This is a genomic window from Exiguobacterium sp. s70, from assembly GCF_018618315.1.
Classification (GTDB): domain Bacteria; phylum Bacillota; class Bacilli; order Exiguobacteriales; family Exiguobacteriaceae; genus Exiguobacterium; species Exiguobacterium chiriqhucha.
The window spans coordinates 102,814-115,693 of the sequence record NZ_JACSLV010000001.1 but is presented as its reverse complement, the minus strand read 5'-3'; the positions used below and the strand labels follow the sequence as shown (position 1 = coordinate 115,693).

At 52.4% G+C, this 12,880-nt stretch carries 12 protein-coding genes; 7 read left to right on the top strand and 5 right to left on the bottom strand.

Annotation, left to right across the window (positions count from 1 at the left end):
• The first annotated feature begins 19 nt into the window (after nt 1-19).
• Together KNP84_RS00645 and KNP84_RS00640 are read left to right on the top strand one after the other, a co-directional pair.
• Nucleotides 20-922 (top strand): deoxyribonuclease IV, encoded by a 903-nt coding sequence (locus tag KNP84_RS00645; RefSeq protein ID WP_215114042.1) that lies wholly within the window; start codon nt 20-22, stop codon nt 920-922.
• 1 nt (nt 923) lies between these two features.
• A complete protein-coding gene (locus tag KNP84_RS00640; RefSeq protein WP_215114041.1) occupies nt 924-1,487 on the top strand; it encodes a hypothetical protein in 564 nt (187 codons plus the stop codon).
• Between the two features lie 34 nt (nt 1,488-1,521).
• Here the strand turns inward: KNP84_RS00640 and KNP84_RS00635 are convergent, their stop codons facing one another.
• The 3 genes from KNP84_RS00635 to KNP84_RS00625 all read right to left on the bottom strand — a co-directional run bounded on the left by KNP84_RS00635 (nt 1,522) and on the right by KNP84_RS00625 (nt 5,479).
• On the bottom strand, nt 1,522-1,692 hold the full coding sequence (locus KNP84_RS00635) for a DUF1427 family protein (RefSeq protein WP_021065708.1): 171 nt from the start codon (nt 1,690-1,692) through the stop codon (nt 1,522-1,524).
• A gap of 92 nt (nt 1,693-1,784) precedes the next feature.
• Nucleotides 1,785-3,950 (bottom strand): RNA degradosome polyphosphate kinase, encoded by a 2,166-nt coding sequence (locus KNP84_RS00630; protein ID WP_058763938.1) that lies wholly within the window; start codon nt 3,948-3,950, stop codon nt 1,785-1,787.
• Nucleotides 3,947-5,479 carry a Ppx/GppA family phosphatase gene (locus KNP84_RS00625; protein WP_021065710.1) on the bottom strand — a complete coding sequence of 511 codons (1,533 nt, stop codon included), beginning with the start codon at nt 5,477-5,479 and terminating at the stop codon, nt 3,947-3,949. Before KNP84_RS00625 ends, KNP84_RS00630 begins: the two co-directional genes overlap by 4 nt.
• A gap of 189 nt (nt 5,480-5,668) precedes the next feature.
• Here KNP84_RS00625 and KNP84_RS00620 point away from each other — a divergent pair, with 189 nt between their 5' ends.
• From KNP84_RS00620 to KNP84_RS00605, 4 genes are read left to right on the top strand one after another with little or no spacing between them, the layout of a single operon-like run.
• Nucleotides 5,669-6,427, top strand: a complete 759-nt coding sequence (locus tag KNP84_RS00620; protein WP_021065711.1) for a metal ABC transporter ATP-binding protein — start codon at nt 5,669-5,671, stop codon at nt 6,425-6,427.
• A complete protein-coding gene (locus KNP84_RS00615) occupies nt 6,424-7,287 on the top strand; it encodes a metal ABC transporter permease (protein WP_021065712.1) in 864 nt (287 codons plus the stop codon). Before KNP84_RS00620 ends, KNP84_RS00615 begins: the two co-directional genes overlap by 4 nt.
• A complete protein-coding gene (locus tag KNP84_RS00610; RefSeq protein WP_021065713.1) occupies nt 7,274-7,684 on the top strand; it encodes a Fur family transcriptional regulator in 411 nt (136 codons plus the stop codon). Before KNP84_RS00615 ends, KNP84_RS00610 begins: the two co-directional genes overlap by 14 nt.
• Nucleotides 7,685-7,742: 58 nt before the next feature.
• Nucleotides 7,743-9,140, top strand: a complete 1,398-nt coding sequence (locus KNP84_RS00605) for an NAD(P)H-hydrate dehydratase (protein WP_215114040.1) — start codon at nt 7,743-7,745, stop codon at nt 9,138-9,140.
• Between the two features lie 48 nt (nt 9,141-9,188).
• Here the strand turns inward: KNP84_RS00605 and KNP84_RS00600 are convergent, their stop codons facing one another.
• A complete protein-coding gene (locus KNP84_RS00600; RefSeq protein WP_251131095.1) occupies nt 9,189-9,770 on the bottom strand; it encodes a hypothetical protein in 582 nt (193 codons plus the stop codon).
• Between the two features lie 71 nt (nt 9,771-9,841).
• Nucleotides 9,842-10,963, bottom strand: coding sequence for a flavodoxin-dependent (E)-4-hydroxy-3-methylbut-2-enyl-diphosphate synthase (gene ispG / locus KNP84_RS00595; protein WP_021065716.1), 1,122 nt, complete (start codon nt 10,961-10,963; stop codon nt 9,842-9,844).
• A gap of 217 nt (nt 10,964-11,180) precedes the next feature.
• Between ispG and KNP84_RS00590 the strand changes: the two genes are divergently transcribed.
• Nucleotides 11,181-12,866 (top strand): methyl-accepting chemotaxis protein, encoded by a 1,686-nt coding sequence (locus KNP84_RS00590; protein WP_215114039.1) that lies wholly within the window; start codon nt 11,181-11,183, stop codon nt 12,864-12,866.
• The last annotated feature ends 14 nt before the right edge of the window (nt 12,867-12,880 follow it).

Below are 12,880 nucleotides of genomic sequence, written 5' to 3'. Positions count from 1 at the left end.
GAATGAAGGAGAAATGACTATGTTAAAAATTGGTTCCCACGTTTCAGTTTCCGGTAAGAAGATGTTGCTCGCAGGAAGTGAAGAGGCCGTATCTTACGGTGCCAACACGATGATGGTGTATACGGGTGCGCCCCAAAACACACGTCGCAAACCGATTGAAGACTTGAATATCGAGGCGGCGCTCGTTCATATGGCGGCGCACGACATCGAGGAAATCGTTGTCCATGCCCCTTATATCATCAACTTGGGCAATACGACGAAACCCGAGACGTTTGAACTCGCCGTGTCGTTCTTAGCAGCCGAGATTAAACGGGCCGAGGCGCTCCAAGTCGCGCGCCATGTCGTGCTCCATCCCGGTGCCCACGTCGGTGCCGGTGAAGACGTCGGACTCGCTCGCATCATCGAAGGCTTGAACGAAGTGCTCACTGGCGATGAGACGGTTAAAATCGCGCTCGAGACGATGGCTGGGAAAGGCAGCGAGCTCGGCAAGACGTTCGAGGAGCTAGCGACCATCATCGATGGAGTGACGCATAACGATCGTCTCTCGGTCTGCTTCGATACGTGTCACGTCCATGACGCAGGTTACGACCTCGTCGGTGATTTGGACGGCGTCATCGAACAGTTCGACCGAATCGTCGGATTGAATCGGCTCGGTGTCATCCACGTCAACGACTCGAAGAACGTCCGTGGCGCGAAGAAAGACCGGCACGAGAATATCGGATACGGGGAGATCGGCTTTGATACGTTGAACCGCATCATCCATCACGAGGCGTTCACCCACTTGCCGAAGATTTTAGAGACGCCATATATTCCAATCAGTGAGAAGACGAAAGTGGCACCATACAAGCAGGAAATCGAGATGTTCCGGGCGAACCGCTTTGACGCCGAGTGGCGCGAACAGTTCACGCTCGCGCACCAATAAGATGAGCGTCATCCGAATCGATCCGAACGTATATGACGTCTGGTCTGCGCTTCCGACATATTTTCAAGAAGCGAGCCCGTTTTATGTGGAAGGGCAGATTGACGAGGCGACAGCGTGGATTGAGATTCTCGGATATGGAATCGTGGCCGAAGTCGAAGTCATGCTCGTCGAGAAGACGCAGCGCCCGTTCGACCGCTATTGGCGGACGGAGGCAACGCCCGAGGTGACGGCGTATAGCCTCGTCGATGTGATCGGCCTCGACTTTCAGCATCCGCTGCTGCGAACGGGCCTATATGAAGGGGACACGGACGTCGAGATCCGTGATAAGTGGGAGCGGGGGTACCGCGTCCCTTCTGCCAAGTGGACCCGGGAGACGTTCCGCGCCCATTTGGCGGACGAGCAGGCGATGTTACAACTCGCCCCGACAACTGTCTGTGAGGCATGCGGGGATGACTTGAGCCGTTTTGGAGCATTTGGGGTTCGTCTGATGGAGTATCATCTCGAAGCAGGAAGCGGTACATGGCTTTGCCCGACGTGTCACAAAGCAAGACATTACGATATGTAAAAAAAAACGAAGCCCGCGGGCTTCGTTTTTTGAATTAAAATGGCCAGTTCGCGAGTGCGAATTGATATACTTTCATCCCAAGAAACACACCGAAGATGCCGATGACACCAGGTAAAACGGGTGGGGCAGGGAGCGGCAACTTCAAAGCGGTGAAAATCATGCCACAAATAAGACCAGCGAGCAATGACAATAGGATTTCTTGCATGAATGATTCCTCCATAATCGAAATGAAAACGCTTTATTAACAGGTAACCGAATTCATTATACAATGTTCATTCTCGTTTGAGAAGTCTAACATCAGTCATCTGTCATTTTCTCATTTTCAGCTCGTAAGCGAAGGACTTCCCGTTCGGCCCAGTTCGAAGGTTCCCGTTCGAACACGCTCGGAATGTTGTTCCAGCGGCCGCCCGTGTATTGATGGATGATGATTTGTGATTGAATTTGTTCTTGTCCGGCTTCTTGTTTCAAATACACATAACTGCCGTCAGCACGCTGGATTCTGGCTTTCACGTTATCGACGAGTTGTAGCGCGAGCATGTCTTTAATATACGACTTATGTCCCGCATCGAGGATTGGGAATAGAATCTCAATCCGTTTGCGCATGTTACGGGTCATCCAGTCGGCAGAGGAACAATATAAGTCTTCTTTCCCGTTTTGATAGAAGTAGAAGATACGCGAGTGTTCCAAATAGCGATCGATAATGGAGATGACACGGATGTTTTCCGAGATGCCTTTAATGCCCGGACGCAGACAACAGATTCCGCGGATGATTAAATCGATTTTGACGCCGGCCTGTGAGGCGTCGTATAGTTTCGTGATAATTGGCTTGTCGGTAATCGAGTTCATCTTGGCGACGATGCGGCCGTTGCCGTATTTCTCGTGCAGTTTAATTTCGTCCTCAATCTTTTGAAGGAAGAAGTCGTGCATGTCGTCCGGTGACGTCTCGAATTTATGCCACGACGGACGTTCTCCGTACCCCGAGAGCCAGTTGAAGAAGTTGGTCGCGTCTTCGGCGAGCTCTTCGTTCGTTGTCAACAAGCCGATGTCCGTGTACAGCTTGGCGGTCGAGTCGTTATAGTTGCCGGTACCGAGATGGACGAACCGTTGCAAGACGCCGCCTTCAAGAATACGGACGACGAGCGTAATTTTCGAGTGCGTCTTTAACTCTTTATAGCCATAAATGACGTGGGCGCCGGCTTTCTCGAGCTGTTTTGCCCATTGAATATTCTTCTCCTCATCGAACCTGGCCTTCAATTCGACGAGCACCGTCACTTGCTTCCCGCTCTCGGCGGCATCGGTCAGCGCCTTGATAATCGGCGAGTCACCGGACACCCGATATAACGTCTGCTTGATGGCGAGGACGTTCGGGTCTTTGGCCGCCTGGGCGATGAAGCGGACGACCGGGTCGAACGAATGGTACGGATGGTGGAGCAAGTAATCTTTTTTCAGTACCGCTTGGAACAAATCTTTCCCCGGTTCAAGTCCTTCCGGGACGAACGGAATGAGCGTCTCGTTAATCATCTCATCATACTCGATCCCGATTTTATTATAGACCCCAAACAAGAACGTCAAATCGATTGGACCATCGACGAGGAAGATGTCCCGGTCATGAAGGTCGAGCACGTCCTGGAGCATGAACAACAGCTCTTTACTGAGCGACCGTTGCTGCACCTCGAGCCGAATCGCGACCCCGTAGCGTCGTTTCTTCAACTCTTTCTCGATTTGTTTCAAGACGTCGCGGCTGCCTTCCTCATGGAACGGCATATCGGCGTTTCGGGTGATTCGGAACGGCATCGTCGACTCGACTTCGAACCCTTTGAACAACGAGTCGATGAACTGGATGATGACATCCTCGAGCAACATCAAGTCGGTATGGTCCTCATCCTCGGTCGGTAGCTCGAGATAGCGTGGCAAGACGGCCGGCACTTGGACGAGAGCGAGCCGTTTCTTGCCTTCATCGGTCGAGGCGATCTCGACGGCGATATTCAGTGATTTAGACAACAACATCGGGAACGGCCGGTAGGCGTCGACGGCAATCGGCGTCAAGACAGGGAAGACATGCGTCCGGAAATAGAGTTTGACGAACTCGAGTTGCGTCTTATTCAAATGTTTCGGCCGCAAGAAACGGACGTTCTCCGCGGCGAGCTGCTTGAGGATTTTCTTATATGTCGCGTACTGGACCTCGACGAGCTCTTGCGCCTTGATGGAGATGGCTTTGATTTGCTGCTTCGGCGTCAGACCGGCCTTGTCTTCCGGACGGTTGAAGCCGGCGAGCACCTCGTCTTTCAATCCGCCGAAACGGACCATATAAAACTCATCGAGGTTCGAGCTGAAGATGCCGAGAAACTTCAGCCGTTCCATGAGCGGATTGCGTTCGTCCATCGCTTCTTGCAAGACGCGTTCGTTGAAGCTCAGCCAGCTGAGCTCACGGTTATTGAAATGTTCGGGTAAGTAGATGGTCATGAATCTCTCTCCTCTACGCGTAACTCGATTGATTGGTCAATCGCACGTTCCAAATGTTTTTTATGGCGGATGCCGCGCTGCAGTTCAAAGCGAGGGGATGTGTGCGTATGAAGCGTGAAGACAAGTCCTTCCTCGGTCGAGGATACGTCGACGTTCTCTACGACTTGACGTTCGGTCAAATCGAGCGCGTCGACGAGCTTGACGATGGAGCCGAGCAGCTCTAAGCTCTTCAACATCTTCGAGTCGAACCATTCGGGGAAGCCTTCGATATGTTGTTCGAGCAGGCGTCGTGATTTATAGGACGTCACCAAGGCGAGGGCGAGCCGGTCCTCGTTGTTCATCCCTTTAAAATCGTTCGTCGTAATCAAGTGGAACGTGTGGTCGCTCTTGTTGTTATGGTCGATATATTCCCCGACATAAGCGAGCCGGCAAGCGCCTTCTAAAAGACCGGGTTCGAACGGTTTCGGCTTAATCGTCTTCGTCTCAATCAAGCCGGTGTAAATTTGGCGGGCGAGATGAATCAAGTGTTGATGACGGACCGGGTCGACGGCATACTGCTTCTCGAAATGACGGAAACTTTCTTCTTTGACGTCACCGAAACGGACCCGATTGTTTTCCTTTAAGTAGTACTCATAGAACAAGCCCTCGCGTAGTCCGTTGTTGCTCATCATGAACTCAGGCACTTTCAAATACTTCGCCAGTTCATCGATGGCGGTCACGGCCGGGGCGATGATGTCCATCCGGTCCTTCGACAAACCGTCGAGACGCCCAAGTTGTTTCGGCGACATTTGTATGAGTTCGTCGACGACATCATGCAGGCGGTCGGCCCCGAGCGTGTATTGATGAATTCCCTCGAGTGGGAACAAGGACATCGACTGTTCGACCCGAACGAGGTTTCGAGCCGTGCCTCCGACACCGACGAGCGGTATACCGTGCGGCTCGAGCCAGTCGATCTCTTTGAACGACTTTTTCAAGAACGTCGTCAATTGTTTACGCTCGTCTTTCGTGAGCGTGTCACCCTTCATGAAGTCCTCGGTCAATGTGACGGCTCCGAACGGGAAGCTGTGATAGAAGACGAGTTCACGATCTTTGAAGTAGGTCACTTCCATTGAACCACCACCGATATCGACTGAATAGCCGTCCTCGATATACGTCGAGTTGATGATGGCCGAGTAGCCGTAAAACGCCTCCTCATAGTCGCTCAACAACCGAATCTCCATGCCGGTCGCTTGCCGGACTTCTTCTAAAATGGCCTCGGAATTGCTGGCGTTGCGGATGGCGGCCGTCGCGACGGGCAACACTTCTTTCACTTCGTGATGCTCGTTCAAGCGATTAAAGTGATTCAGCGTCTCGATGAGCGCCTCGATGCCAGACTCGGACAGTTCATTGTCATCGGTGATATGGCTCGACAGCCGTGCCACTTCTTTCACGTTCAACCGTTCAAAATACTGACCGTGGCCGTTCACTTCAAAAATGACGTTACGAATCGAGTTGGACCCGATATCGATGACTGCTAGTTTTTTCTCCACGGAAAAACCCCCTCTGCGTTATCTCTAGTGTACAACGAAGATCATAAAATTACATACGGATTTCAGTTCGTGCGCCGCCAATCGGCTCGCATTGCCTCTATACTTGAAGCATAGACTGATATTCTGTATAATACAGACGCCAAGCAAGTAGAAATGATTACGATTTATCACACGAGAGAAGGGTAGCTTATGACGACATCCGTCGTAAAATTAAATCATGTTTCCTATCATTACGATGGGACCGCCGCGCTACAGGACGTGTCCATCGATATTAAACAAGGCGACTTTGTCGCTGTCGTCGGGGAGAACGGGTCCGGCAAATCGACCTTGATTCGGACGATTCTCGGATTGTTATCGCCGCAAACCGGATCAGTCGAACTGTTCGGCCGTCCCCAAGGACAGTTCAAAGACAAGTCTCGTATCAGTTACGTTTCCCAAAAAGCCGCGTCGTTTAACTCAGGATTTCCGGTGACGGTCGAGGAAGTCGTCGCTATGGGCCGTTATGGACGCCTCGGTCTGTTCAAACGGTTGAATATCGAAGACAAGGCGGCCATTCAAAATGCACTCGAGACGGTCAATATGTGGCAGTTTCGACATCGGAAAATCGGCAGCCTGTCCGGCGGCCAGCAACAGCGCGTCTTTATCGCTCGAGCAATCGTCAACCAACCGGACTTGCTCATCTTGGATGAACCGACGGTCGGGGTCGACCAAAAACATTTGCGTGATTTTTATGAGGTGCTCCATCTGTTGCGTGAGCACACGTCATGTACGTTCATTCTCGTCACCCATGACTTGAACGTCGTCACCGACCTCGTCACGAAAGTCGTTCATCTCGATCACGGGCGTATGGCCTGCAACTGTGGATTAAAAGAATATAGTGAACTCGGCGAATTGACGGCGATTAAACCGTATCCGGTCAAAGTGCTCGTCCATGAAGGTACGTCATGATCACGGATCTGTTCACGTACAGCTTTTTACGTTATGCGTTCATCGCAGCCGTCGTCATTGGTTTCACTGCGCCGCTCATCGGCTCGTTCGTCGTCGTCAGACGGATGAGTTTGATTGCCGACGCGTTATCCCACATGACGCTTGCCGGAATCTCGTTCAGTCTGTTCCTCGGACAGTATATCTTGCTGTTCAGCGACTTGAACCCGCTTTACTTGGGGACGCTCGTCTCCGTGCTCGCCGCGCTCGGCCTCAATTGGCTCCGCGGAAAATACGTCCATTTCCAAGAGTTGTCGATTCCGATCATGATGTCGGCCGGGATGGGACTCAGTGCGATCTTCATCTCGTTGTCGCGCGGGTTTTCCATCGATTTGTCGACGCTCCTGTTCGGGTCAATCTCAGCGGTCAGTCTATCAGACATCTGGATGATTTTAGCGGTGGCGGGTTTCACGCTGCTCGTCATCATCGTGTTCTATAAACAGCTGTTGTTCTTGTCGTTCGATGAAGAACAGGCGAAAGTGTCGGGTCTGCCGAGTACGATGCTCCACGTGCTGTTCATGTTCGTCGTCGCGCTCGTCATCGCCGTCAGCATGCGCATCGTCGGCACACTGCTCGTCTCGAGTCTGATCACATTACCGGTCGCGGCTGCGCTCCGGTTCACGAGCAGCTTCAAGCAAACGATTCTCTGGTCAATCGTGTTCGGAGAAGTCGCGACGATTGGCGGACTCATCCTCGCCTATGAGCTCGATGTCGCCCCGGGAGGAGTCATCGTCTTGCTCGCCGTATTGATTTTAGCCGTCGTCATGCTGGCTGAACGACTCGGACTCGCTCGGAAGAAGGAGGTTCGTTATGAAGGAAACTGAACAATTGACCCGCCTGCAATCGTCGTCGCTCAAAGTGACACCGAAACGGATTGAGATGTTTGCCTTTCTCGCGGCGGAAGAGCGTTACGTCAGTGCCAAGGACGTGCTCGACTATATGCGCGCGAAACATCCGACGATGAGTTTTGACACCGTGTACCGCAACTTGAAGTCATTCGCTGAGGAAGGATTGCTCGAAGCGACCGAATTGAATGGAGAGAAGGCGTTCCGCGTCACGTGCGGGTCGAATCATCATCATCACCATTTGATTTGCCGCGGTTGCGGTAAGACGAAGCTGCTCGAGCTCTGCCCGATGCGCTATGTCGAGACGCTCGATCCTGATTTTGAGGTCGTCGATCATAAATTCGAGATTTACGGGTATTGTAAACAATGTAAGTGACAAGAAGGGATTGTGGATGCAATCCCTTTTTTGTCGAATCAAGAGAGGGGGAGTCGAGATGATTTACACCGCAGCCGAAATCAAACAAGCCGATGCGACGGCGTTCCGGCAAGGGATGCCGGCCGACGTGTTAATGGAACGGGCAGCATCAGCCGTGGCGGCCCGTCTGACCTTCCGGCTACGCTCGTCGGTGCTCGTCATCTGCGGCGCCGGCAATAACGGTGGGGACGGCTGGGTCGTGGCTCGAGAATCGGCACAGCGAGGGTGTGACGTCTTTGTCTATGCCCCATTTGGCGAACCGAAGTCTTCGGAAGGGGAACGGCATGCGGCGTATGCGCGCCGTTTCGTCACCATCGTCGAGGAGCCCCGAGACGCCGATTATGTCGTCGACGCCTTGTTTGGGGTCGGATTCCGTGGTCCGGTCACCGGAAAGGCGAGGGACGTCATCACTTGGATGCGTGAACAGTCGGCGCCGGTCATGGCGATCGATGTGCCGTCCGGTGTCCCGAGTGATGAGGCGTCAGAATTTGACGGACATGCGGTTAAGGCAGATACGACGTTTTCGCTACACGGCTATAAGCGGAGTGCCTTTTTAACTCAGACGGCTCCATATTATGGGACGGTCGAGATGGTCGATATCGGACTGTCACACAAGTCCGAATGGCGTGTGTTGACCGAGTCAGACTTTGATCGGGGGTTGCTCGAGCGCGACCCGTACGGTCATAAGAATCGATATGGTCATGGATGTTTGATTGGCGGGAGCCGTCATTTGATTGGAGCCCCGTTCTTGGCGGCCCGGGCGGCGTTACGGACTGGCATTGGCTTACTGGACTTGGCCATCCCATCGGAGGCGCACATCATGGCATCGAGTTTACCGGAGGCGATGTATTATGGCATCGATGAATTACCGGACAAAACGTATGCGGCTACGGCGATTGGGCCAGGTCTCGTCGACGATGAACGGTCGGACCGTTTATGGCAAACCGTCAGTCGTCAATCGAAACCGCTGATCGTCGATGCGGGCGCCTTGACGACGGAACATCTCGCAGCGGAAGGTCCTCTCACGTTGACGCCGCACCCGGGAGAGTTCGCTCGCTTGACGGGACGGTCCGTCGCCGAGATTGAAGCGGACCGGTTCCGTATCGCGTCAGACTTCGCACGGCAACATGGGATTCACCTCATCTTGAAAGGGACGCATACGCTCATTGTCAAACCAGACGGGACGGGGGCGGTCAATACGATTCAAGCCGCGGCGCTCTCGAAAGGAGGGAGCGGCGACGTGTTGACCGGAATGTTGCTCGCGCTCTGGGCGCGGACGGACCGAATCGACACCGAGTCTTCCCCGAACGAGCAAGCCGTCCTATGGCATGCCTTGGCGGCACAAGCCGCGAGTCGGCAGATGCATCCGGCGAGTGTCCTCGCAACAGACGTCATCGAAGCGATCGGACGCATATAAAAAAGCCCCGTATACAGTGGATATTCTTATCCACATATGGGGCTTTTTTTAAATGGTGATGGACTTGGTCGTCTCGAAGCGATTGACGATGTGGAGCGCCTCGTTCCAAGATGTGATCCGCTTCACGCCATCCGGTAACGGTTTGCGATTATACGGCGCGTCGAACAATAGGACCGGGATGGTCGTCTGTTCATGGATCGAGATCGCGTTCTCATAACGGTCCTCCATGAATAGGTCGAGTTCGAGCTGTTTGACGACGCCGACCTTGTCATGGCTCCCTGTCATGATGAGCGAGTCGAGTGGGAGTTCATGCTGCCGAATCCACTCCTCGGTGACGGCGCGGACGGCTTCGCTGCGGGCCGTGACGTAATGGAGACGATGTGCTTTTCGCATGTGCCAAAGGACGTCGTTCACTTCAGAGTGGGGAAGTGAGCTACGATAAATCGCTTCCTCGTGGCCTTGCTCAATCATGAAGCGCCAAAACGCTTCTTGCGTCATATCGGTATACGTATGCAACTCGTATTCGGTCGCTTGATGATAATCGATGGCGTACCCGAGTGCGTCGTTCATATAGTGAAAACAACTTTGCGGATCCGTGACGGTTCCGTCGAGGTCTATTCCAATGTGCATCTTCGTCCCTCCTTGCTCATAACCCTTATTGTACCAAAAGCCCGCTCGGTTGCAACCGAGCGGGCGAAGGATTAGTTAGATTGGTTGGCGAGTTCTTGCTCCTCGAGTTCGCGAGCGGCAAGTTTCTCGGCGACAATGGCGTCGATTTCTTTCTTCAACTCTTCGACCATCGTGGCTTCAGGCACTTTACGGATGATTTTCCCGTGACGGAAGAGCAGGCCTTCGTTGCGGGCACCGGCGATGCCGATATCGGCTTCACGTGCTTCACCCGGTCCGTTGACCGCACAGCCGAGCACAGCGACCTTGATGTTGACGTTAATGTTTTGGATATACTCTTCCACTTCTTTCGCAATCGAAATCAAGTCGATTTCGATGCGTCCACATGTCGGGCATGAGATGAGCGTCGCCGCGTTGGCCGCGAGACCGAACGATTTGAGCACTTCTTTGGCGACTTTGATTTCTTCGACCGGGTCGTCAGATAGTGAGACACGGACCGTCGAACCGATACCGAGCGAAAGGATTGCCCCGAGGCCGGCAGCAGACTTGAGTGATCCCGAGAAGAGCGGGCCTGATTCCGTGATTCCGACGTGGAGCGGGTAATCGAACGTCTTGGCTGCGAGCGTATACGCTTCGAGGGCCAAGTTTACGTCAGATGCCTTAAGCGAGATGATTGTGTTATAGAAACCGAGGTCTTCTAAGATTTTGACGTGGTGCATGGCACTCTCGACCATTCCTTGCGCCGTCGGATAACCGTACTTTTCAAGGAATTGCTTTTCGAGTGAGCCGGCGTTGACACCGATGCGAATCGGGATGCCTTTTGCTTTAGCGGCGTTGACGACCGCTTCGACTTTCTCGCGACGACCGATGTTACCCGGGTTGATTCGAATCTTATCGACACCGCTCTCGATGGCTTTGAGCGCCAATTTGTAGTCGAAGTGAATATCGACGACGAGCGGGATATTGATGCGGCTCTTAATCTCAGCGAGGGCATCGGCAGCGCGCTCATCCGGACAAGCGACGCGGACGACTTGGCAGCCTGCTTCTTCAAGACGCAAAATTTCGGCGACGGTCGCTTCGACGTCATGTGTTTTCGTTGTCGTCATCGACTGGATGACGACCTCATTCGATCCCCCAATGATGAGGTTGCCGACACGAATCGGACGGGTTAATGAACGATGCAAAATTTCTGACATATACGTAATCTCCTTCTTTTGGAAAGGTTCCAATCGATTTAAGATGAGTGGTTTCCTTATTATCATAACGAAATGTTTGTGAAAAAGCACCCGGCAAGCGCTTGCGAGATGTGCTCTTACGAAACGCTAACGTTATCTTAACAGATGCTTCATAATTTTCCACCGTCTGAAGACCGATATATTCAATGAAATGACGTGTGAAGAGGTGGAATGAAGGATGTTGAAGCGATTTAAGCGATTGAAGAGGATGAAGCGTCGAAACGAGTCGACGATGGCAAGTCGGTTGACTTGGACGTTGATGCCAATCATGCTCATATCATTTTCAATTGTATTCGGTTGGTTCGCCATGAAAGCCGAACAGTTGATGACCGACGAAATCGAAAAACGGTTGCATCGAGAAGCGACTGTGATGCGGGAGACAATCAAGACGACGTATGGGGCGTACGTCGCGAACGAAAAGATGTTAACCCGTTCTCTAAAGTCGACGTATATGCAACAGGCTTCGATCTTAGCTGCAGACGGACTCGAAGCGAGTCAGTATTTGGTGACCAATGATAATATCGAAAAATTGAGCGGGAAAAAAGTTGAAGACCGGTTTAGCAATCGCCTAGATGAGATTTTAGTGGAAGACGTGAATGTCAGTGATCAACATGATGAGTTTATCGTTGCGACGCCGATTCCTGAACTTCAGGCTCATTACGTCATTGTTGTGACGAAACAGTCGGTACTCGGTTCGATGTGGGCACTACGAGAAATCGTCTTCGTTGGCCTGATCAGTATGCTCGTGTTCATGATTGGCTTGTTTGCCGTCATGATTCGTCGTGAGGTCAAGCCGTTGACGCAGTTTGCCGAACGATTGCGTGATTCGGTGGCGACGCGCTCATTCACAGCAGTTACATTAGACGCCAACTCAATTGAAATGCGAAGTCTAGAGCAGGCATACAATACGTTAATTGGATTATGGACGCGCTCGCTCGTGACGATGACCGAGACGTCAACAGCATTCGAATCAAGCTTGCCGCTGTTCAGAAGACAACTGGAGGCGAATGAACAGCAAATCGTGGGCTTTAAGGAAGTAGCGGCCACGGTCGCGCTGACGAGTCAGTCTTACCAGTCGTTCACGACCGAGTCGACCCATCGGTTTACCGATATCGCTGCCCACGTTCGTTCATTCGAAAAAGATATCGCTGCAATCGATCAACGGACAGAGTTACTAAATCGAACGATTGCGTCAGAAATGGAATCGTTCTCGAGCGTCAAAGGAGCGAGTGAATCGTTTGCCATCAAAGCGGCAACGGTCCAGCAACGATTATTAGACAGCGAGGCGACATCAGAGCGAGCGGATGATGCGCTAAAGAAAATCCTTTCTGTCGCGGCTGCGACGAAAATGTTAGCGCTCAACGCCTCGATTGAAGCAGCACGTGCCGGTGAACATGGTAAAGGATTTGCCGTTGTCGCCAGCGAGGTCGGACAGTTGGCGAAAGTGACGAACGAATCGACGTTATCCGCTGTGGCTACGATTGAAGCCATTCGGCAAGAACGAAGCGAAGTGTTCATGGAAATGGAACGCTTCGAATCCGACATTAAATCATTAGGGGCGGCATTGCGTAATGTCGAAGCGGGGATCGAGAAAATTGATCATGAGGTCACAAAACAAATGAGCCAATTCCAAGCGATCACGGAACAGACATCGCAAACCGGACAGCAGTTGCTTGAAATGGCGGAAGCGAATGGTCAATTGACCGAAATCGGAATGATGCTCGAGCAAAAACTGCATGACTTACAAGACGGTGTCGAAGAATGGACGGATACACAACGAGCTTTACAAACGGCAGGAACCCATCTCGGCAATCAAAGCGAACGTCTTCACGACGTCTTGCATGATTTGGCACCACTCCAATAAACAAGGCCGGACGA

What these genes read in the sequence shown, in the direction of transcription:
- KNP84_RS00645 (WP_215114042.1), top strand. Translation starts at nt 20, where the DNA reads ATGTTAAAAATTGGTTCCCACGTTTCAGTTTCCGGTAAGAAGATGTTG.
- KNP84_RS00635 (WP_021065708.1), bottom strand. Translation starts at nt 1,692, where the DNA reads ATGCAAGAAATCCTATTGTCATTGCTCGCTGGTCTTATTTGTGGCATG.
- KNP84_RS00600 (WP_251131095.1), bottom strand. Translation starts at nt 9,770, where the DNA reads ATGCACATTGGAATAGACCTCGACGGAACCGTCACGGATCCGCAAAGT.
- KNP84_RS00640 (WP_215114041.1), top strand. Translation starts at nt 924, where the DNA reads ATGAGCGTCATCCGAATCGATCCGAACGTATATGACGTCTGGTCTGCG.
- KNP84_RS00615 (WP_021065712.1), top strand. Translation starts at nt 6,424, where the DNA reads ATGATCACGGATCTGTTCACGTACAGCTTTTTACGTTATGCGTTCATC.
- KNP84_RS00590 (WP_215114039.1), top strand. Translation starts at nt 11,181, where the DNA reads ATGTTGAAGCGATTTAAGCGATTGAAGAGGATGAAGCGTCGAAACGAG.
- KNP84_RS00610 (WP_021065713.1), top strand. Translation starts at nt 7,274, where the DNA reads ATGAAGGAAACTGAACAATTGACCCGCCTGCAATCGTCGTCGCTCAAA.
- KNP84_RS00605 (WP_215114040.1), top strand. Translation starts at nt 7,743, where the DNA reads ATGATTTACACCGCAGCCGAAATCAAACAAGCCGATGCGACGGCGTTC.
- KNP84_RS00630 (WP_058763938.1), bottom strand. Translation starts at nt 3,950, where the DNA reads ATGACCATCTACTTACCCGAACATTTCAATAACCGTGAGCTCAGCTGG.
- KNP84_RS00620 (WP_021065711.1), top strand. Translation starts at nt 5,669, where the DNA reads ATGACGACATCCGTCGTAAAATTAAATCATGTTTCCTATCATTACGAT.
- ispG (WP_021065716.1), bottom strand. Translation starts at nt 10,963, where the DNA reads ATGTCAGAAATTTTGCATCGTTCATTAACCCGTCCGATTCGTGTCGGC.